Source organism: Candidatus Neomarinimicrobiota bacterium (assembly GCA_021734025.1).
In the GTDB taxonomy this organism is placed as follows: Bacteria; Fidelibacterota; JAANXI01; order JAANXI01; family JAANXI01; genus JAANXI01.
The window spans coordinates 168,460-188,953 of sequence record JAIPJS010000002.1 but is presented as its reverse complement, the minus strand read 5'-3'; the positions used below and the strand labels follow the sequence as shown (position 1 = coordinate 188,953).

Genomic DNA, 20,494 nt, shown 5'->3' with positions numbered 1-20,494 from the left:
AGAAAAGAGGGCCGTGGAGTGGACGAACAACAATCACATTCACAGGAAAACAGACAAAATCTGCCGTGTATCTGGATGATGGCCGGTGTGCTGAATCATAAAATTTGCGACCGGCAGTACGACTGCGAGCATTGTGAATTAGATAAAGTACTCAGAGGAGTTACCGATCATCCGCCAGGTGCTTCTCTGGAAGATACCGTCCGAACGGAGTCACGCCCGGCTCACCGGATGGGAGGACTTGTTGAGGATCGATTGCAGGAATATCTGTCGCAAATTGTTGAAGGAAGTCGGTTGTATCTGGATAGGTGCTACAGCGGTTCACATTTCTGGATTTATCCGGATTCCGAGGATGTGCTTGTCCTCGGACTGGATATGAATATGGTGAAATTACTGTATCCGTTGGATGACGTGGTTCCACCTGAACCGGGAACGCATCTCCGACAGAATCAGATGTGTGCCCTGCTCATACGAAAGGAGATGACTATTCCACTGCACGTGCCGCTGAAGGGCGAAGTCATAGCGACCAATGTATCATTTGCGGAAGCGTTACAGTCCGGATCATATGAAACGGATACATGGTTGTTTAAGATGACGCCTGCCCAACCGGTGAAAAATATTAACGACCTCTGCAGCGGCACTCAAATGCTCCAGGGCTATGTTCGCAAACTCAACCTGATTAAACGATACCTGCGAAATGCGTTATCTCAATCAGCCGTCAGCGAAGTTGGAATGACCATGGCGGATGGCGGCGAGGCGCAAATGGATCTGGAGGTTGTGCTCGGGGCTGAGTCGTACAAAAAGTTAATTCAGGAAATTTTCCACAACTCCTGAATTTAAATTGGTACCTTCTGGATACTACAATCCCCCCGGTTGCTCCTGTGCTATCGGGGGGATTTGTATTCGGTCTGCCAAGCAACATTTTTCCTTGACTCCAAAAAGATTGATCCGTATTCTCTAATTCTTATGAAGACCGAATCAAATATTAAGCGACATCATCACTCTCATCATTATACGTTGGAGGTGCCACAGCGCCTGCAAAGCCGATGAGGTGATGCACGAAAAGCAATTTTACCCCGGATTTGCGGTGAGTGGTCACTGAGAATCCGGGGTTTTTTTATACCCTGTATTTTCCCTCAGCCCACCTCCCTTTCCGGAATCTGATGAATTGCCTCAGATATTTTTATGTACAAGAGAATTAGGATCATAAGTAAGAGAAAGAGTAGGAAATACCCTCCTTCGCAAAAGCTTTGGAGGACGGACTTTAACACGATAACACTGGACTAATGGAGGATATTTTAATGCAACTCAAACTCGGACTACCCAAGGGCAGTTTGCAGGAATCCACGTTTCAACTCATGCGCCTGGCCGGATTTAACTTTTATTCAAATAGTCGAAGCTATTTTCCCAAGTGCGACGATCCCTCTATCGAGGCGATGTTACTGCGGGCCCAGGAGATGGCAACATACGTGGAAGACGGTGTCCTGGATGCCGGTCTCACGGGAAAGGACTGGATAGAGGAGCGAGACGCCGACATTGTGGAAGTCAGTGAGCTGGTGTATGCCAAAAGTAGCTTTTCTGCTGTCCGCTGGGTGCTCGCGGTACCGAACGATAGCGATATTCAATCTGTTCAGGACCTGCAGGGAAAGCGAATTGCCACTGAAGCAGTAAACCTCACGAAAAAATATCTGGCGAAAAACGGCGTGGATGCGGAAGTGGAATTCTCCTGGGGTGCCACGGAAGTTAAAGCCCCGAGTCTCGTAGATGCTATCGTGGAACTCACCGAAACGGGCAGTTCGCTGCGCGCGAATAATTTGCGCGTCGTTGAAACAGTACTAGAATCCACGACACGGTTGATCGCAAATAAAGCGGCCTATGCCAAACCGGACAAAAAGAAAAAAATCGATAATATCGCCATGCTGCTCCAGGGCGCTATTAATGCCAAAGAAAAGGTCGGACTGAAGTTCAACATTGAGGAGACCAAAGTGGACAAAGTCCGGGAATTGCTCCCGGCGATGAAGCAGCCGACGGTCTCTCCGCTCACCGAGGAAGGGTGGGTCGCACTGGAAATTATCGTGAACGAGGATATTGTCCGTGAATTCATTCCCAGCCTTAAGGAATACGGCGCCAGCGATATCATCGAATACCCGCTGAACAAGGTAATTTATTAGGAGATCGTTATGACCATCAATCGATACAAATCCGCGGATGAATTTCGGAGGGAATTCAACCGGACTGCCGTTCTCACGCCAGAATTAACCGAGACGGTGATGAAAATTATCCGGGAAGTTCGGGACAATGGCGATAGTGCACTACGGGAGTTTACGGCCCGCTTCGATGGGGTGGAGCGTGACTCTATCCACGCTGACGATAACGATTGGTCCGCTGCGTCGGATATCGATGACAACGTGTTGGACCTTATGTCTAATGCTGCGGAGAATATCCGGCTGTTCCACGAACGGGAATTTGAAATTGAGCAGTCCTGGAAATCCGGGGAAGAGGCTTCTTACATCGGTCAGCAGATTACCCCACTCAAAAGGGTCGGCGTGTATGTTCCCGGTGGAACAGCCGCGTATCCGTCCTCAGTGTTGATGAATATTATTCCGGCGCAGGTGGCCGGAGTAGATGAAATCGCCATTGCTACGCCGCCATCGAGGGAAAACGGCCGGATTAATCCGCTGGTTCTCTCGGCAGCCCGGATCCTGGAGGTTGAGGAAATCTACGCCATGGGCGGGGCCCAGGCGATTGCAGCACTGGCGTACGGCACGGATTCCATCGAACCAGTGGACAAGATTACCGGTCCCGGAAATCAGTATGTGAACGAGGCGAAGCGTCAGGTCTTTGGGCAGGTGGGTATCGAGTCGCTGGCCGGTCCCAGCGAAATCCTGATTCTGGCGGATAGCCACGCTAAACCGGAATACCTGGCGGCAGATCTGCTTTCTCAGGCGGAGCACGATGCACAGGCTCGCGCGCTCCTGATCTCAACAGATCAGGAAATCCTGGACAAAACCGAAATGGCGCTGGAATCTCAGTTGGACGATCTCCCCAGGGGAAAAATTGCCGCAGCATCTCTGGAAAACCACGGCGGCTTAATCAAAACAGAATCTCTGGCTGAAGGTATTGAGCTGGTCAACGAGATCGCCCCGGAGCACCTGGAACTAGCGCTGCGGGATCCGGAGTTTGTGCTGAAGGATATCCGGAATGCCGGTTGTGTCTTCCTGGGCGAACAGACGCCTGAGCCGGTGGGAGATTACTGGGCGGGCACCAACCACATTCTGCCGACGGCCGGTTCTGCACGGTTCGCATCGGCGCTCTCGGTGCAGGATTTCGTCCGGAGAACCTCGGTCGTACGATATGATAAAGAGGCATTACAAAATAACGGCAAAGATATCGCTGACTTTGCAAGGCTCGAAGGACTGGAAGCCCACGCCAGAGCAGTGGATTTACGGCTCGCATCCGGAGAGGGTGTCGACGATGAGTAATCCACTGGAATATTTGAAAGAGAGCGTCCGAAACAAAAAGATTTATACGCTTCCGGATATCGACTACGATATAAAGGCCAATCAGAATGAAAACCCCTACGATTTGCCGGAGAGCGTGAAATCCGAGATTTTACAGGGAATTGAATCCACAGACTGGAACCGTTATCCGAGGCTTGGTTCCGGCGGACTGCGGGAAAAGATAGGGCAATCGATGGGATTACCGGCCGGACAAGTAATGGTCGGAAACGGTTCCAACGAAATAATTCTCGCCGTGATGAATGCCTTGCTGCAACCGGGGAAGCAACTGGTAATCGCGGAACCGACGTTTTCACTGTACCGACATTACGGAGAGATCAGCGGAGCAAGGGTTGAAGCAGTCCGGCTCAAGGAAGATTTTGCGTTTCCTGCTGATGAAATCACGGATAAATCCCAACAGCCCGACACCGCGTTAACCGTCCTCTGTTCGCCAAATAATCCTACCGGCAGCACAATTGGTGAAACGGAGTTACGAGAAATTCTGAATACAGCGCCGGGATTTGTGTTAATAGATGAGGCGTATATCGATTTCTGTAGTCAGGATTTCTGTCCGTTGCTGGACGACTATTCCAATCTGATTATTACCCGGACTTTCTCCAAGGCGTTCGCCTTTGCGTTGGGACGTTTCGGATATGGGGTGGCCGCCCCAGACCTGGTCAATGAGATCTACAAGGTACTCATGCCGTACAACCTGAATGGTTTCTCCGAAATCGCCGCCGGTATACTGTTGCAGCACCGGACAGATATGGAAACGACCATTAACCGGATTGTCCGGGAACGGGAGCGCCTGATTGGTCGCCTGAGCGAGCTGGATTCACTGGATGTCTATCCGTCGGAAGCCAACTTTTTCCTCATCAAACCGGAGATACCGAGTGATGAACTCTACGAACAGCTCATCGGCGAGAAAATCCTGATTCGCGATGTTTCGCACTATCCCGGTTTGGATAATTACCTCCGGATTAGCACCGGAACGCCAAAAGAAAACGACAACATGTTCACTGCAATTGCAAATATACTGGGGTGAATTAATGGGGCTTACAGAAAAGACACGGAGCCGACTGGAAGAAGTGGACCTAGTTGTGTTCGACATTGATGGTGTGCTTATTGATACCTCCGAATCGTTTCCCCGGGCGATTGTCAGAGCAGTGGAGCGGTTCGGAGAGGAATGTAATCTGCCAGGATGGGAGCGCCCGTCAACGGAAGAGTCGGCGCAATTTAAAGAAATCCCCGGATTTAACAATGATTGGAATCTTGCCGAAGGATTGTTGCTTTACAAAATCTATACGACGGTGGAACCCGACCCGCAAAGTCTGTCCGAATTTCTGGAAGCAGTTGCCGGAAAGGGCGGTGGATTGCACGAGATACGTAACTGGGTGAATGGACTGTCCGGGGAAATTCGCGGAGCGATATTCAGTTTATTTGACTCTCCAAAAATTCGTCAACTTGCCATGGAGTATTATGCCGGGGAAAAGTACTGCCAGCGATTATATGGGTTTTCGCCCGAGTATGATATTCAAGCAGGCGCCATCGAAAATGAATCTGTGATGGTTGATGTCGAATTACTCGGGCAAGTCTCCCATTTGCTGGGAATATTCACCGGGCGCAATCCTACAGAGACGGAAATCGCCCTGGAGCAGATCGGATTCAACGGTTTTCCGGAAGAGAACATCAAAGTCGATGACGGCGAGACGCCGACCAAACCGAACCCTGAACCGCTGATTCAGATGGCAAAGAATGCAGAGGCATCCGGCGTGCTTTTTATCGGCGACACCAGGGATGACTGGGAGACGATCCGCAATTTTAACCAGGCTGAAACCACTATTCCGGGCGTTTTTATCCAGGTGACGAGTAAAACCGAGCCGTTTACGGAAAATATCAATTTTGTGGGTTCGGTAAACGATTTGCTTCGTTATCTTATCGAACTGAAGGATATAGGGGGATAAGGAATAGGGGGAAAGGGAGTATTACGTATTGCGTAAAAACGTATTGCGTAAAAAGACGGAGACTGGAGTCTTTGGCGAATGAGGACGCGGACGTCCGGGCTTGTGAGGACTGGTCCCGCCACAACAGGAACAATTTGACAATACCATACGCAATACGCAGTACGCAATATTTACGGAATGAGGATTTTAACCAGAGATAAACCGGAGCGCGAATTATGAGAAAAACTACTATATCCCGCAGCACCAGAGAGACTACCATCGAGGGAACGCTAAACCTGGACGGTTCCGGAAAGACGGAGATCCGCACCGGGATTCCGTACCTGGATCACATGCTGACGTTGTTCGGATTCCACGGGAATTTTGACCTGGAAATCGACGCCACTGGCGATCTGTCTGTCGACGATCATCACACGGTGGAGGACGTGGGAATCGTCATTGGTCAGGCGCTGGATAACCTGCTGGGGGAACAGCAGAATTATGTGCGGTACGGTTCGTTTTTGCTGCCCATGGATGAAGTCCTGGCGCGCGTCGTTCTCGACCTCAGCGGTCGTGCGTATTTAAAGTATAACGTGGAGTTCTCCAGAGAAAAGGTGGGCGATCTCTCCACCGAGAACGTGTTGGAGTTTTTCCGCGCGTTGGTGCGGGAATCCCGGATGACGCTGCACATTGACATGCTGGAATCCGGAAACGCACACCATCAAATTGAGGTAATGTTCAAGGCGTTCGGCAGAGCGCTCCGGGAAGCGGTGCAACTCCTGGATTCGGACGAAGTGGCGTCCACCAAGGGTACACTCTGACATGCAGAAGGTTACTATCATCGATTACGGCGCTGGCAATCTGGCCAGCCTCCGGAATGCGTTTAAGTACCTGGACGTCCCGGTAGAGATTACATCTGATGCGGTGGAAATCCGGAACGCTGAAAAGCTGGTCTTGCCGGGAGTCGGCGCATTCGGCCCGGCAATGGATCGGCTCAGGGATTCCGGTATCGCCGATGCTATCATGGAACAGGTGGAGCAGGGTACGATTCTCCTGGGCATCTGCCTGGGAATGCAGTTGCTATTCACCACGAGTTATGAACAGGGAAAACACAATGGCCTGGATCTCATCCCCGGCGACGTGCAAAAGTTTAACGGCGTGGAAAAGGTCCCCCACATGGGCTGGAATATCCTGAAGCCGGCCCAGGACGCCGATCCGCTCCTGGCGGGCACTCCGGAGCCGGCATATGTGTATTTTGTCCACTCATATTATTGCATTCCGGCCTCTCCGGAATACACCATTGCCCTCAGCGACTACGGAAACCCATTTGCTGCTGCTGTACGCAATGATCGGGTCTGGGGCATGCAGTATCATCCGGAGAAGAGCCAGGACGTCGGGTTAACTATGTTACAAAATTTTGCGAACCAAGAATGAAGGAGTCACAATGCAACTTATCCCAGCGATAGACATCCGTGGCGGCAAATGTGTACGATTGCGCCAGGGTGATCCCAACGAACAGACGATATTTGACGAATCGCCGTTAAAAGTCGGGCGCCAGTTCGTGGAGGCCGGCGCCACCAAGATCCATATCGTGGATCTGGACGGCGCCATCGAAAACAAATCCCAGAATGTCTCCATCATCCAGGAATTGGCGGAGGAATTGCCGGTGAAAATTGAACTCGGAGGCGGCATTCGTTCATTCGAGACTATCGAATTCTGGCTTGATGCGGGTATCAACCAGGTGATCCTCGGTACGATTGCCGTGGAGAAGCCGGTTGTCGTGAAGAAAGCCGTTGAGGCGTTCGGGGCCGCCCATATCATTGTCGGCATCGACACCAAGGGCGGGAATGCTGCCACTCACGGGTGGCAGTCCATCTCTGAGCGGTCGGCGGTGGAGTTTGCACAGAAGCTTACAGACGCCGGCGTGGAACGGTTTATCTACACAGCCATCGAAACCGATGGGATGATGACGGGGCCAAGCCTAAAGGAACTGTCCAGATTTGCCAGAGAAGTCCCGGCGAAGGTTACAGCCTCCGGTGGCATTCGGAACTTGGATGATGTCCTGAGCCTGTTGGAGTATGAGGAGGATGGTATCGACAGTGTGATTATTGGCCGTGCAATCTACGAGGGGAAAATCGACGTGGCCGAAACCGTAAAGGCGCTGGCCGGAGCAGCCCGCTGATGCTGACCAAACGTATTATCCCGTGCCTGGACATCAAGGATGGCCGGGTCGTCAAAGGAACGAATTTTAAGCAGCTCCGGGACGCCGGTGATCCAGTGGAACTGGGCAAGCGGTACAACGTGGAAGGCGCCGACGAACTGGTCTTCCTGGATATCACCGCTTCGGAGGAGAAGCGGAAACTGGTAGCGGATTTAGCTAGCCGAGTTGCAAAGGAGATCTTTATCCCGTTTACCATCGGTGGCGGTATCAAATCGGTGGAGGATATGAACGAAGTCCTCCAGCACGGCGCGGATAAGGTGGCCATTAATACGGCAGCGGTGAAAACGCCGGAGTTAATCCGGGAAGGCGCTGACAAGTTCGGCTCCCAGTGTATCGTGGTGGCGTTGGACGTGAAGCGCGCCGGGCCGGATGACTGGCGGGTGTACATCTATGGTGGAAAAAAAGAGACCGAACTCAACGCCATTGAATGGGCGAAACGGGTTGTGGATTTGGGCGCAGGAGAAATTCTGCTCACCAGCATGGACAGCGACGGAACCCGGGACGGATTTGACGTGGAAATTACCCGGAAAATCAGCGAGGAAGTGCCAATTCCGGTGATAGCATCCGGGGGCGGTGGAGAAAAGGTCCATTTTCTGGAAGCGATTACTCGGGGAAAAGCGGATGCGGTCCTCGCAGCTTCAGTGTTTCACTACGACATGATCCGGATTGAAGATTTGAAACAATATTTAATTAACAATGACATACCGATTAGGGAGTTCAGCAATGGAAAATCTTGACAACCTGAAATACGACGACCGGGGACTGATTCCCGCCGTGGTGCAGGATATCGAGGACAACGAAGTGCTCATGGTAGCATATATGAACAAAGAAAGCCTGCAGATTACTCTGGACGAGGGCCGCACCTGCTTCTGGTCCCGGTCCAGGCAGGAACTCTGGCGAAAAGGCGAAACCAGCGGGCACATCCAGCATGTGAAGGAAATTTACGCGGATTGCGATAATGATTGCCTGGTGGTCAAGGTCGATCAGGTGGGCCCCGCGTGTCATACCAACGAGCGGAGCTGCTTTTTTAATCCGATTCTTGAATAAACAACCGTCGGTGAGCGCTATAAGCGTCGCCGACGGTCCAGTTCAGGAGCCTCGCAATCTCATTGCGAGGCAAACAGTCCGACGGGATTTCCCGCCTCCGTTATTATCCAGACGCAATGTCTTATCTATTTAACCTGGGTAATATGGTAGTCATCCTGAGCGATCCCGCCCTGGCGGGAGAGCCGACGATGGGTGTTCCCTATGTGTTTCTCACTACAATATAATGCCGTGATTTATTCAGACCCTTTCAGGACCTTTTTGACCCCTGAAAGGGTAAAAAATTCAGTAAATGAAAAGTATAAGTCATCCCTCTTTGAGGTTACTTAATGATCTGGACGATCCATCCAACCAAAGGGATTTCTGTTGGAGAAAAATACCTGAAAGTCGTTGACGAAAGCTGCATTATTAATGTTAGTGCCTTCTGGGGGTAAACTAATACTTTCGATATTTATTACCCGTTTTTTCTTGATATCCCAGGGGGATCCCTTCCGGGGAAAAACGGGCAGAAAAAATCAAGCCCCAACGGGATCCCCATGGGAGAAACTCAGAACTCGCACACATAGATCGAGGTACGGTCTTTTATAAAATACTCCGTTTCGGATCTTAAGATTTTTTAATTTTTACTACGGTGCTCAGACACTGAGTTTCCAAAAAACACCCAAGGCGTAAGGGCTTTAGGAAAATTGTTTGGAATCTTCTGGAATAGTGCTTTGGAATATGATTCCAAAGCTAATGGTCAATTCTCCCTTCGAAGGATTACGCTCTACCATAATCAATGGCGGAAATAACAGTATTCCTTGGCTCCACTTCGTTCCTGTCGGAATGACTCTTACCTTACATTTTCGTATACGGTAAAGGACACGAGTCATCCTGAGCGACCTGTTGTGTAGGGAGTCGAAGGATCTCGTTAGGGCTATCTTCGGAGATAATTTCACGAGATTCCTCCATTCCGCTTCGCTTTAGTCGGAATGACTCTCCTTTGACACTTTAGAGTCATAAACCAACTCAGTCATCCTGAGCGAGGATTCGATGCAATCGAACCGCAGCCGCCCCAACGGGATCCCTTCGGGGAAGGATCTCGTTATCGAAATTCCGGAGTTTGATTACCGGATTTTGATCCTCGGGAAGGAGTATCTTACGGTGTACTCATCTCTGGAAACACTTAGTTTGAATGGGTCCAATAACAGTAAAAACCGCCCTGGACGCTGACAGCGATCCAGGGCGGGAAAAACGCTCAATTTTGTATTGGTCTGTTGTCTTAAATTACCACACTTGTTCTTCACGCGTACCAAGTATATCCTCCGATGCGTCTTCACCGAATTCAACCTGGTCAGTGGGATAATCACCCAACAAGATGGCGCCTGAGTGTTGTCCTTTCAATAGCAGTGGTGCGTCCTCGGCATTGTCTTCGAGTGTTACGTTCTCAAACTCGAACTGATAGACATCATTGGCCACCATGGCGCGTTCTTTGGACTGAATCTGCACATTCTCCAGTTTCAGGTTTTTAACGCGGGTGATTCGGGCACCTCTCTCTGCGTTTTTCACTGTAATATCTTTCAGCAGAATATTCTCGAGCCACTTTTCAGGCAGTCCGGTGAGCGTAATGGCTTCCGGCACTCCGTCGATTTCGATATTACGGATATCGATGTTCCGGATCAGCGGCGACGGGCCGGTTGCCCCCGGGCCAGTATAATACGTATTGAAATTAATGGCCTGATTATCGAGGTCTTTCATCCGGACATCACGAACATAGATGTTTTCTATGACATTCCCGCGACCGCGTTCGGTCTTGAAGCGTATCCCCCGGTCGGTGCCTTCGAAATACGCATTATAAACATAGATGTTATTAATACCACCGGATGTCTCGCTTCCGAACACGATCCCGCCGCTGCCAGTCCGGACGTTCTTGGCCTCAAAGTTCCGTACTACGACATCTTTGGTAGGAATATCAATTTCCAGGCCTTCCTCGTTAAAACCGGATTTTATGACCACCGCATCGTCTCCGGTCTGGAAGTGGTTGTATTCAACGAGAATATCCTCGGACGAATCCAGCACCACACCGTCTCCATTGGGAGCACGCAGACTGTTAACCGTAACATCCCGGACAATAATGCGTTTACTGTAAATCAGGTGGACATTCCACATGGGGGAGTCCTTCAGCGTAATGCCTTCCACCAGGATGTCTTTGGATTTCCAGAAGACCATAAAGTTGGGCCGCATTCCCTCCATGCCGGAACCTTTTCCGAAATCGCGACGGGATAACGGTTTCTTTGTGGCAATGGCACGAGGCTGTGATTCGCCCCATTCCCACCAGTGATCCCCCTGGGCATCCAGGGTTCCTTTACCGGTTATGGCAACATTTTTCACCTTGTAGGCATAAATCAGAGGTGAGTAGTTGTACGTCTCTACACCCTCGTGGCGGTAACGGACGACCGGTAGGTAATCCTGTTTATCTGTACTAAAGAAAACCGTAGCACCTTTGGCAATGTGCAGATTGATATTGCTCTTAATGTGAATGGGGCCGGTAAGCCATTCGCCCTCGGGTATTACCACGGTTCCGCCCCCTTGATTGTGAGCGTCCTCGATTGCCCGGTGAACGGCTTCCGTTATCATAACATCATCACCGCTCCCTTTTTCCTCGGCGCCGTAATCCCGTATGTTGAACGTCTGGTCAGGAAATGTGGGACGCTGGAGCTCGGGCATATCAAATGGCGCATCGATTGGGGCAATTTCCTGCGGTACATCCTGCATCTGTGCGGAGATACTCGGAATTGTAAAGGCCATAAGGAACAGTGCGAGCATTACACTCACAAGCGAATGATTGCGCATAAGTCGGTGGTTGGTCGGCATGTTTTCTCTCCCTCTATTTTTACCTTGGCTAAAAACGGTACCCTGTCGGAGCAAATTCCAACAATAGTATAAAGTAATTTCCAAAAAGGTTTTTATCATTCGATAATCCATATTGCTTTTAAGGAAAGTCTGAGTGTCATCGAAGATGTCTTTGGGAGCACGGGGATTTTAAGCGTCAATTCAGTATCCGGTGGTTATCATAGGCACAAATATTGCATTGTTAACTGTCAGAGAGAGTGTTGTGAATGATAATACATTCCGGAAATCCCTAAGTGCTGAAATAATAAACAATGTTCGCTATATATAATATTACCAATGTTGAGAAAACAGGACGGTTTCTAACGCTTTTTTGAAATTGAGAGCCACATAATGGCCGGATTGTCAAAGTTTTCAACACTTTTTTCATCACTCAGTTTTAAGCTGTTTATTATTCTGCTAGTCACCGTAATAACCGGATTCACCGTGCACGGGTATTTCACGACCAAAAGTCAAACCCGGATTCTCGAACAACAGGTCAAAATGAGCGCTACCCGGACCAGTGACATCGTTAAAAAAAGCCTCTATACGAATATGCTATTGAACGAGCGGGAGCGCACGCACGAAAATATTCAGATGATCGGTACCGAACCGGGTGTAGAAGTGGTGCGCATTTACAACAAGAGCGGGGAAATTTCCTTCTCCAGCCGGGAGCAGGAGATCGGGAAGATTGTCGATATGCAGGCGGAGGCCTGTTATGCTTGCCATGCCAAGGATCAGCCGCTTCAAAAGCTCCCTATTCAGGAAAAAGCCAGAATTTATAGCAAAGAGGAAGATTACCGCGTACTGGGTCTGATTAATCCGATCGAAAACGATCCGGAGTGTTCAAACGCGGCATGTCATGCCCACTCCCCGGATAAAACCATTCTGGGGGTCCTGGACGTACAGATGTCTCTGAAGGAGCTTGACGCCGGCGTGCAGACGGCGAGAAACAGGACGGTAACACTCGCTGCGGGTATCGGAATATTAGCGATCTTTATCATCGCCATCATTATCTACTTTTCAATTTATGTTCCCACCAAGAAACTTCGGATCGGCACTGAGGAGCTCGCGGAAGGAAATCTTGACCATAAGATTGCGTTAGACAGAACCGATGAGCTCGGGAAACTCGCGCACTCTTTCAACCGGATGTCCACTAACCTGAAGCAGGCAGATCAGGAACTCCGTGAATGGTCGCAAACGCTTGAAGAACGAGTGCAGGAAAAGACGGAAGAACTTGAGGAAATGCACCGTGGTATGGTGCAGGTGGAAAAGATGGCCTCGCTGGGAAAGATGGCCGCCACCGTAGCGCACGAGCTCAACAATCCGCTCTCTGGTATTGGAACGTATGCCAAGGTGCTGATGAAGAAGGTCAACCGCTTGATGGATGATACCAAAGAGCGGGAGGATGTGTTGGAGGAACTCGACCTGATCCGGTCGGAATCCATGCGATGCGGGAATATCGTGAAGGATCTGCTCATTTTTGCCAGGGAATCCAGCGCCAATTTCCAGGAAGTCCGGTTACATCAGGTTATTGAACGAGCCCTGAAGCTGGTCCGGCACCACCTGGAGCTCGGCAAGATTCAGTTGGAACGGCAATTTCGACTTGAGGATGATTCAGTGGTCTGCGATCAGGAACAGATGGTGCAGGCGCTGGTCGCGCTCATGGTCAACGCGGTGGAGGCCATGTCCGAGGGCGGGAAACTGACGGTCGGAACGCAGCAATTAGAGAGGGACGAACAACAATACGTGAAGATAACCGTGGCAGATACCGGGGTCGGCATGACCGAGGAAGTGCGGGATAACGTATTCGATCCGTTCTTTAGCACCAAAAACGAAACCAAGGGCGTTGGGCTCGGACTGGCCGTGGTCTATGGAATTATCCAGCGTCATGACGGCCATATTGACGTGGAGTCCGAGCCCGGGAAAGGCACGACCTTCTTTATTGAACTCCCTCGCGACCGTGACAAGAAAAAAACTGACTCGAAAAATAATCCCACTGTAGCCGAAGGTTATGAAAATGGACGATAAGCACACTATCCTGATTGTTGACGATGAACTGTCAGTACGCAAATCGTTGGAACACTGGTTTCTGGAGGATGGATTCGCCGTAGAGACTGCGGAAGACGGGAACGAGGCGCTGGAGCATATCAAGGAACATCTCTTTGATATTTACCTCGTGGATATCAAAATGCCGGGAATGGACGGTATCACGCTCCAGAAGAAGATAAAGGAAATCCACGACGATGCGCTGGTCATCATTATTACCGCGTATGCATCTGTGGATACAGCGGTGGAAGCCTTGAAACATGGCGCCTTCGACTACGTGACCAAACCTATCGATCCGGACGATTTATCCCATATGATCCGGAACGCGCTAAAGCAAAAGCAGCTCTCCGAAGAAAATGTCCGGCTCAAGGAGCAGATTTCCGAGCTCGGCATGGGCGAGAAAATCATCGGTGAAAGCGTAGAGATGCAGCGCGTTTTCAACATGATAGAGCAGGTGGCAGAGACTGACTCCACGGTGTTGGTTCGCGGTGAAAGCGGCACCGGAAAGGAACTCATTGCCCGGGCGATCCACACACAAAGCAACCGGCGCTATTTTCCCATTGTGGCGGTGAACTGCGGGTCCATCCCTGAGACGTTGCTGGAAAGTGAACTGTTCGGCCACGAGAAGGGTGCCTTCACCGGTGCCCAGTATCGCCGGAAGGGCAAACTGGAACTGGCCGACGGCGGCACGCTCTTCCTGGATGAGGTCGGTGACATCACGGCAAAGATGCAGGTGGACTTACTGCGTGTCCTGGAAGACAGGACCTTTACGCGGCTCGGCGGCAATGAGGAAATCACGTCGGATTTCCGGCTTATCTGCGCCACGAATAAGGATCTGGAGGAAGCTGTAGAAGAAGGCGAATTCCGGAAAGATCTCTACTATCGCATCAACGTATTCAGTATTTTTGTCCCGCCGCTGCGGGAACGACGGTCGGACATCATTCCGCTGGCCGAGCATTTTATAAAAAAATATGCCCGTTCTATGGCCAAGCCGGAACGGGAGCTCACCGCAGAAGCCAGAGATATTCTGGTAAAGCATACCTGGCCCGGCAACGTCCGGGAACTCGAAAACGCCATCGAGCGTGCAATGGTGGTTGGACAGGGCGAAACTATTGAAGAGGATGACCTGCCGGTTCAGCTCAAAGAGAATGGGGATGAACCTGACAGTATGTCCCTGGAAGCCATGGAAAAAGTACATATCCAGAAGGTGCTGGACCAGATGGACGGCAACGTGACGCAGTCGGCGAAATTGCTCGGTATCGACCGGGTGACCCTTTATAACAAGATGAAAAAGTATGGGATTCAGCGGTAAATTTGAGTGCGAAGATTTACCTGGCATATATCAACGGCTACCAGCCGGAGTGGGCGGAGAGACTTCCGAACCGGCTCCGGAACTGTCTGCCGTATTCCATGGACAGGCTGGACGTGGAATTCGACCTGGAAATGTTCTATGCACCTGAGCGGAGCCAATATCACTCAACACTGATATTAGCCCAACTGTTGAAGCACCTGCCCGATGACGATGCCAAAATCATCGGTATTACTTCCGTCGATTTGTATATCCCCGTATTAACCTTTGTTTTTGGTGAATCCCAGTTGGATGGGAACGGCGCCGTGATCTCAACCTATCGATTACGAAATGAGTTCTACGGCCTCCCGAAAGATAAAGAACTCTTCTTAGAACGCACCGTCAAAGAAGCACTTCACGAACTTGGTCACGCCTTCGGACTTATCCACTGCCCGGATTACCGCTGTGTAATGAACTCCTCAACCTACGTGGAGGATATCGATATCAAGGAAGCGCAGCTGTGTGAAACGTGCCAGACGAAACTTGGAGTGAACTGTGAATGAATACAGTCTTACAGTGTTAAGTGCTACCGTGTTATAGTTCGAATCTGCAATTTCTTGGCATCCAAAGTCTTGCACCTTAGTCCAGTACCGTCGCCGAATAAGCCTTGCAATCTCATTGCAAGGCGGTACCAGAATCCCGTCACCGATCGCTCCCAGCGTCGGTGACGGTCTGAATCACCACACCGCCGTCGGCCCTGACAGGGGTTAACGGCGGGGAGCATTCCTGTCATTTCGACCGAGCCGGTTTGTTTGTAAAGGCGAGTGGAGAAATCTCGTGAGGTTGCTACTCAGCAGAAAAAATGCGAGATCCTTCGACTCCTCCGATAAATCGGAGTCGCTCGGGATGACTTGATTTTTTTACCTTTTTTATGGCTGAATTCCCGGAAATACTATCGGGTTTCGAAAAAATGTGTAAACTTTCAGTAAAACACTTTACATTTTTATGAACGATTTTCTGTCGATATAAAAATGAATCCGGAGAATAATTATGGCACTTTCCCGGCGAGAATTTATCAAGTTAACGGCAGCAAGCGCTGCATGGGCTGTGGCAGGAATGCCAATATTGGCAGAATCGCGAAACGGTATGCCTTATCGGAAATTGGGAAAGACCGGGCTGGAGGTCTCCCTGCTGACGGTCGGAGGATACTCTATCGGTATTGATCGACTCACGGATAAAGAATCCATAGAAATGATGCGGACTGCTATCGATGAAGGGATTAATTTCTTCGACAACGCCTGGCATTACCACGACGGACAAAGTGAAGAGCGCATGGGAAAAGCCCTGCAGGATGGATACCGGGAGAAAGTTATCCTGATGACCAAACACCACGGCCGGAACCCGGAGAACGCCCGTCAACACCTGGAGGAGAGTCTCCGTCGCCTCCAGACCGATTATATCGACGTGTGGCAATTCCATGAGATTGATGAGCAGTGGGAGATCGATTCCATTTACGATTCCGGTGTGTTGGATTTTGCGCAGAAGGCAAAGGAGGAGGGCAAGATCAGGCATATCGGGTTTACCGGGCATTTCCGGCCGGCGCTCCACCTGGATATGATCCACAGGGGCTTCGACTGGGAAACCGTCCAGATGCCGATTAATCCGCTGGATAACCATTATCTGAGTTTTACCCAGAATGTCCTGCCCACGGCCATCGAAAAAAATATCGGCGTCATCGGGATGAAATCCTTGGCCGGCGGCGCCCTGTATCGTGAGAATATCCTGACACCGGAAGAAGGGCTCCGCTTCGCCATGACTCAACCGGTCTCCACGGTCTGCTCCGGAATGCAATCTCTGGAAGAACTGAAGGAAAATATCGAAATCACACGCAATTTCGAGCCGATGAGCGAAGAAGAAATTACATCACTGTTGAAGCGCACCATCAACTATGCTGTGAACGGTGAATACGAGTGGTATAAATCCTATACACCTGATCCGGATCACGAGTACGGCGCGTAATAGTGTAGAGCAAAAGAGGAACGGTGCGGCAAATAGAGGGCGCCACCTTCCGGTTTTCGCAACGGATAGCAGGCACTAACCACAATTAGCCCGATCAGTATTTACGCTGGTCGGGCTTTTTTTCTGTGAAACACCATGTGAATCGCACCCCTGACCATCATAATGTCCAGTCGTACTTGGGAATACTGGCTAACACCGTTATCTTTACTCTCAGTATGACCATCACCCACTACATCGACGAACTGAATAAGCGGTATCGGACCGGTATCTCCCGTGAGCACAGCTACCGCGGGGATTTGCAGGCGCTGCTGGAGTCCATGCTGGAGGACGTGCTGGTGACCAACGAGCCGGCCCGGGTGGCGTGCGGCGCGCCGGACTACATCCTTACCAAAGATGGCATTCCCATCGGATTTATCGAAGCCAAGGACATCGGCGATCCGGACTTGGCGGGGAAAAAAGCCAACAAGGAGCAGTTCAACCGGTACAAATCCACCCACGATCCGTTTATCTTTACCGATTACCTGGACTTCCGCTTCTACGCCAACGGCGAATTCATGACCTCGGTGCGCATCGCTGAGATCATCGATGGGAAAATCGAACCGATCCCGGAGAAGTTCGACAAGTTCAAAGATCTCATTATCGACTTTGCCACATTCGGGGGACAAACAATCCGATCGGCGGCGAAACTCTCCAAAATGATGGCTGGGAAGGCGCGCCTGCTCTCCACGATCATCGAGAATGCACTGAATATGGATGAGTCAGAAGAAGCGGATCGGGTGAATGAGCCGGCGAATACCACACTCCGGGAGCAGCTGGCGGCGTTCCGGAACGTGCTGATGCACGACATCGACGCCAAAAAGTTTGCGGACATCTATGCGCAGACCATCGCGTACGGGATGTTTGCGGCGCGGCTGCACGACCCGACGCTGGACTCGTTCTCCCGGCAGGAAGCCGCCGAACTCATACCGAAGACCAATCCGTTCCTGCGGAAGCTCTTCCAGTACATTGCCGGGTACGACCTGGACGACCGCATCGCCTGGGTGGTGGACGCGCTGGCGGACATTTTTCGCGCTACAGATGTGTCCGAGCTGCTGCAGGACTTTGGCAAATCCACGGGACAGCACGATCCCATCATCCACTTTTACGAGACCTTTCTCGCGGAATTCGACCCCGACCTGCGGAAGAAGCGCGGCGTCTGGTACACGCCGGAGCCGGTGGTCAACTTCATCGTGCGGGCGGTGGACGACATCCTGCAAGACGAGTTTTGTCTCAAAGATGGCCTGGCGGACACGTCCAAAACCACGGTGAAGGTCAACACCGACGTGCCGGACAAGCGATCCGCCACCGGATACAAGCAGACCGAGCAGAACGTCCACAAGGTGCAGATCCTGGATCCCGCGGCGGGCACGGGGACGTTCCTGGCGGAGGTGATTAAGCACATCTATGGGAAATTCCAGGGACAGGAGGGCATCTGGCGGGGCTACGTGGAAGACCACCTGATTCCCCGGCTGAACGGGTTCGAGATTCTGATGGCGAGTTACGCCATGGCGCACCTGAAACTGGACATGCTGCTGCGGGAGACCGGCGTGGAGCGGGCGTCCGACAAGCGGTTCCGGGTGTACCTGACCAACTCGCTGGAGGAGCACCACCCGGATACCGGCACGCTGTTCGCCGGCTGGCTGAGCCACGAGGCCAACGAAGCCAACCACGTGAAGCGCGACACCCCGGTGATGGTGGTGATGGGGAATCCGCCGTATAGTGGGATTTCATCAAATATGGGGGATTGGATTACCGGCCTGATTGAAGATTACAAATATGTGGATGGTGAACATTTTGGCGAGAGAAAACACTGGCTGCATGATGACTATGTAAAATTTATCCGATACGGGCAGCATTTTGTTAAGAAAAATGGTGAGGGAATTTTAGCATATATTAACAATCATAGTTTTTTAGACAATCCAACGTTTCGAGGCATGAGATGGAATCTGTTAAATACGTTTGACCAAATATTTATTCTGGATTTACAAGGAAGCACAAAAAAGTCAGAGTTAATTCCTGAAGAAATAAAAGAAGACCAAAATGTTTTTGACATCCAACAGGGTGTATCAATAAATATTTTTATTAAAAACCGTAGTAAAAACTCTGACGATTTGGGTAAAGTTTATTATGATTCTCTTTGGGGCAGTAGAAATCAAAAGTACTCTACTTTACAGGAAACTAATTTTTCATCGATAGATTGGGAAAAGATTAATTGTTCACCACCTAACTATTTTTTCGTGCCCAAAGATTATGCAAAAAGAGAATTATATAATAAGGGATTTAAAGTCGATAATCTGTTTGAATTGAATACAATGGGATTTGCCTCAGCAAGAGATCACGTTACTGTATCTACAAATAAAAATATAATCTGGAAGAGGGTAAATGATTTTAAAGAACTTAAAGAGGTTAGTTTAAGGGATAAATATAATCTCGGTAAAGATTCTAGAGATTGGACTGTAAAAACGGCCAAAGACGATATTGTTGAAAATTTTGATAAACGACTAATTAAAAGAGTATCGTACCGTCCGTTTGATGAAAGATTTACATACTATACTGGCAATTCTCGTGGTTTTTATGCAAGTCCTCAGAGAAAAGTCATGTACCATTTACTCAGAGGGGATAATATTGCTTTTTGTTCATGTAAAATGAATAGAGATTACAGTCAAACTTATTGGCTCGCGAAGAATATTGTGAGTAAGAGTGTAATTTCTACTCTCGATAACAACTATGTATTTCCCCTCTACCTCTACCCCGACTCCGACCAACAAACCATCGACGGCAACGCGGAGCGCAAGCCCAACCTCGATCCGGAGATAGTGAAGGAGATCGCCGGGAAACTGGGACTGAAGTTCACTGCTGAAAAAGAGGACACCGACGGCAACTTCGCGCCCATCGACCTCCTGGATTATATTTACGCAGTATTGCATTCGCCGTCCTACCGCGACAAGTACAAGGAATTCCTGAAGATCGACTTTCCGCGGGTGCCGTATCCCGACGATCCGGAAAAATTCTGGCAATTAGGCGACCTTGGCGGCGAACTCCGGCGGATTCACCTGCTGGTGCATCCCGTGGTGGACGAGTTCATCACCACCTATCCCGTGGACGGTGACAACACCGTTACCCACCGCCTGACCAAGACCAATCCCGGCTTCGTAAAGGAAAACAAGGACGACAAGGTCGGCAAGGTCTGGATCAATGATAAGCAGTACTTCGGTAACGTCCCGGAAAAAGCCTGGGAGTTCTACATCGGCGGCTACCAGCCCGCGCAGAAGTGGCTCAAAGATCGCCGCGACCGCACATTGGATTTCGAGGACATCGCCCACTACCAGAAGATCATCGTCGCCCTGATGGAGACGGATCGGTTGATGGGGGAGATTGATCAAATAGAATTTGAGTGAAACAAACTACCCGCCATTGACCCTCTCCAGAGGTCATTGGCGGTTTTTCAGACCTTGAACACAAACATTCCTCTTTCTTTGCACTTTTTTTAAAAAAAGTGCGAAAAAATCCAGCAGCGAAGACTGATTTGAAA

16 protein-coding genes are annotated in these 20,494 nt (G+C 50.3%); 15 read left to right on the top strand and 1 reads right to left on the bottom strand.

From position 1 onward, the window contains the following. Positions 1 to 18: 18 nt before the first annotated feature. From K9N57_03015 to hisI, 10 genes are all read left to right on the top strand, one after another. Positions 19 to 831 carry a hypothetical protein gene (locus K9N57_03015; protein MCF7803138.1) on the top strand — a complete coding sequence of 271 codons (813 nt, stop codon included), beginning with the start codon at positions 19 to 21 and terminating at the stop codon, positions 829 to 831. Between the two features lie 452 nt (positions 832 to 1,283). Continuing rightward, on the top strand, positions 1,284 to 2,168 hold the full coding sequence (hisG, locus tag K9N57_03010; protein MCF7803137.1) for an ATP phosphoribosyltransferase: 885 nt from the start codon (positions 1,284 to 1,286) through the stop codon (positions 2,166 to 2,168). Between the two features lie 9 nt (positions 2,169 to 2,177). Beyond that, on the top strand, positions 2,178 to 3,479 hold the full coding sequence (gene hisD, locus K9N57_03005; GenBank protein MCF7803136.1) for a histidinol dehydrogenase: 1,302 nt from the start codon (positions 2,178 to 2,180) through the stop codon (positions 3,477 to 3,479). After that, positions 3,472 to 4,539 carry a histidinol-phosphate transaminase gene (gene hisC / locus K9N57_03000; GenBank protein MCF7803135.1) on the top strand — a complete coding sequence of 356 codons (1,068 nt, stop codon included), beginning with the start codon at positions 3,472 to 3,474 and terminating at the stop codon, positions 4,537 to 4,539. Before hisD ends, hisC begins: the two co-directional genes overlap by 8 nt. A gap of 4 nt (positions 4,540 to 4,543) precedes the next feature. After that, positions 4,544 to 5,458 carry an HAD hydrolase-like protein gene (locus K9N57_02995; protein MCF7803134.1) on the top strand — a complete coding sequence of 305 codons (915 nt, stop codon included), beginning with the start codon at positions 4,544 to 4,546 and terminating at the stop codon, positions 5,456 to 5,458. A 215-nt stretch (positions 5,459 to 5,673) separates the two neighbouring features. Then, positions 5,674 to 6,255, top strand: a complete 582-nt coding sequence (gene hisB, locus K9N57_02990; protein MCF7803133.1) for an imidazoleglycerol-phosphate dehydratase HisB — start codon at positions 5,674 to 5,676, stop codon at positions 6,253 to 6,255. A 1-nt stretch (position 6,256) separates the two neighbouring features. Beyond that, positions 6,257 to 6,868, top strand: coding sequence for an imidazole glycerol phosphate synthase subunit HisH (gene hisH, locus K9N57_02985; protein MCF7803132.1), 612 nt, complete (start codon positions 6,257 to 6,259; stop codon positions 6,866 to 6,868). 10 nt (positions 6,869 to 6,878) lie between these two features. Then, positions 6,879 to 7,616, top strand: coding sequence for a 1-(5-phosphoribosyl)-5-[(5-phosphoribosylamino)methylideneamino]imidazole-4-carboxamide isomerase (gene hisA / locus K9N57_02980; protein MCF7803131.1), 738 nt, complete (start codon positions 6,879 to 6,881; stop codon positions 7,614 to 7,616). Next, a complete protein-coding gene (hisF, locus tag K9N57_02975; protein ID MCF7803130.1) occupies positions 7,616 to 8,392 on the top strand; it encodes an imidazole glycerol phosphate synthase subunit HisF in 777 nt (258 codons plus the stop codon). Before hisA ends, hisF begins: the two co-directional genes overlap by 1 nt. Next, positions 8,379 to 8,702 (top strand): phosphoribosyl-AMP cyclohydrolase, encoded by a 324-nt coding sequence (hisI, locus tag K9N57_02970; GenBank protein ID MCF7803129.1) that lies wholly within the window; start codon positions 8,379 to 8,381, stop codon positions 8,700 to 8,702. The genes hisF and hisI overlap by 14 nt, the downstream gene beginning before the upstream one ends. Positions 8,703 to 9,965: 1,263 nt before the next feature. On the opposite strand, the gene K9N57_02965 is transcribed toward hisI, so the two are convergent. Further along, the gene (locus K9N57_02965) at positions 9,966 to 11,552 is read right to left on the bottom strand and encodes a glycoside hydrolase family 28 protein (protein MCF7803128.1); all 1,587 of its coding nucleotides are present in this window, start codon (positions 11,550 to 11,552) and stop codon (positions 9,966 to 9,968) included. A 369-nt stretch (positions 11,553 to 11,921) separates the two neighbouring features. On the opposite strand from K9N57_02965, the gene K9N57_02960 reads away from it, so the two are divergent. The 5 genes from K9N57_02960 to K9N57_02940 all read left to right on the top strand — a co-directional run bounded on the left by K9N57_02960 (position 11,922) and on the right by K9N57_02940 (position 20,360). Continuing rightward, positions 11,922 to 13,598, top strand: a complete 1,677-nt coding sequence (locus K9N57_02960) for a HAMP domain-containing protein (protein MCF7803127.1) — start codon at positions 11,922 to 11,924, stop codon at positions 13,596 to 13,598. Beyond that, positions 13,588 to 14,928 carry a sigma-54 dependent transcriptional regulator gene (locus tag K9N57_02955; GenBank protein MCF7803126.1) on the top strand — a complete coding sequence of 447 codons (1,341 nt, stop codon included), beginning with the start codon at positions 13,588 to 13,590 and terminating at the stop codon, positions 14,926 to 14,928. Before K9N57_02960 ends, K9N57_02955 begins: the two co-directional genes overlap by 11 nt. 2 nt (positions 14,929 to 14,930) lie before the next feature. Continuing rightward, a complete protein-coding gene (locus K9N57_02950; protein MCF7803125.1) occupies positions 14,931 to 15,467 on the top strand; it encodes an archaemetzincin family Zn-dependent metalloprotease in 537 nt (178 codons plus the stop codon). A 487-nt stretch (positions 15,468 to 15,954) separates the two neighbouring features. Further along, positions 15,955 to 16,923 (top strand): aldo/keto reductase, encoded by a 969-nt coding sequence (locus K9N57_02945; GenBank protein MCF7803124.1) that lies wholly within the window; start codon positions 15,955 to 15,957, stop codon positions 16,921 to 16,923. Between the two features lie 215 nt (positions 16,924 to 17,138). Next, the gene (locus K9N57_02940) at positions 17,139 to 20,360 is read left to right on the top strand and encodes an N-6 DNA methylase (GenBank protein ID MCF7803123.1); all 3,222 of its coding nucleotides are present in this window, start codon (positions 17,139 to 17,141) and stop codon (positions 20,358 to 20,360) included. Positions 20,361 to 20,494: the final 134 nt, after the last annotated feature.

Coding starts and splice junctions, on each gene's coding strand:
- hisD (MCF7803136.1), top strand. CDS start 2,178: ATGACCATCAATCGATACAAATCCGCGGATGAATTTCGGAGGGAATTC.
- K9N57_02940 (MCF7803123.1), top strand. CDS start 17,139: ATGACCATCACCCACTACATCGACGAACTGAATAAGCGGTATCGGACC.
- hisC (MCF7803135.1), top strand. CDS start 3,472: ATGAGTAATCCACTGGAATATTTGAAAGAGAGCGTCCGAAACAAAAAG.
- K9N57_02995 (MCF7803134.1), top strand. CDS start 4,544: ATGGGGCTTACAGAAAAGACACGGAGCCGACTGGAAGAAGTGGACCTA.
- K9N57_02960 (MCF7803127.1), top strand. CDS start 11,922: ATGGCCGGATTGTCAAAGTTTTCAACACTTTTTTCATCACTCAGTTTT.
- hisH (MCF7803132.1), top strand. CDS start 6,257: ATGCAGAAGGTTACTATCATCGATTACGGCGCTGGCAATCTGGCCAGC.
- hisG (MCF7803137.1), top strand. CDS start 1,284: ATGGAGGATATTTTAATGCAACTCAAACTCGGACTACCCAAGGGCAGT.
- K9N57_02965 (MCF7803128.1), bottom strand. CDS start 11,552: ATGCCGACCAACCACCGACTTATGCGCAATCATTCGCTTGTGAGTGTA.
- K9N57_02945 (MCF7803124.1), top strand. CDS start 15,955: ATGGCACTTTCCCGGCGAGAATTTATCAAGTTAACGGCAGCAAGCGCT.
- hisF (MCF7803130.1), top strand. CDS start 7,616: ATGCTGACCAAACGTATTATCCCGTGCCTGGACATCAAGGATGGCCGG.
- hisI (MCF7803129.1), top strand. CDS start 8,379: ATGGAAAATCTTGACAACCTGAAATACGACGACCGGGGACTGATTCCC.
- K9N57_02955 (MCF7803126.1), top strand. CDS start 13,588: ATGGACGATAAGCACACTATCCTGATTGTTGACGATGAACTGTCAGTA.
- hisA (MCF7803131.1), top strand. CDS start 6,879: ATGCAACTTATCCCAGCGATAGACATCCGTGGCGGCAAATGTGTACGA.
- hisB (MCF7803133.1), top strand. CDS start 5,674: ATGAGAAAAACTACTATATCCCGCAGCACCAGAGAGACTACCATCGAG.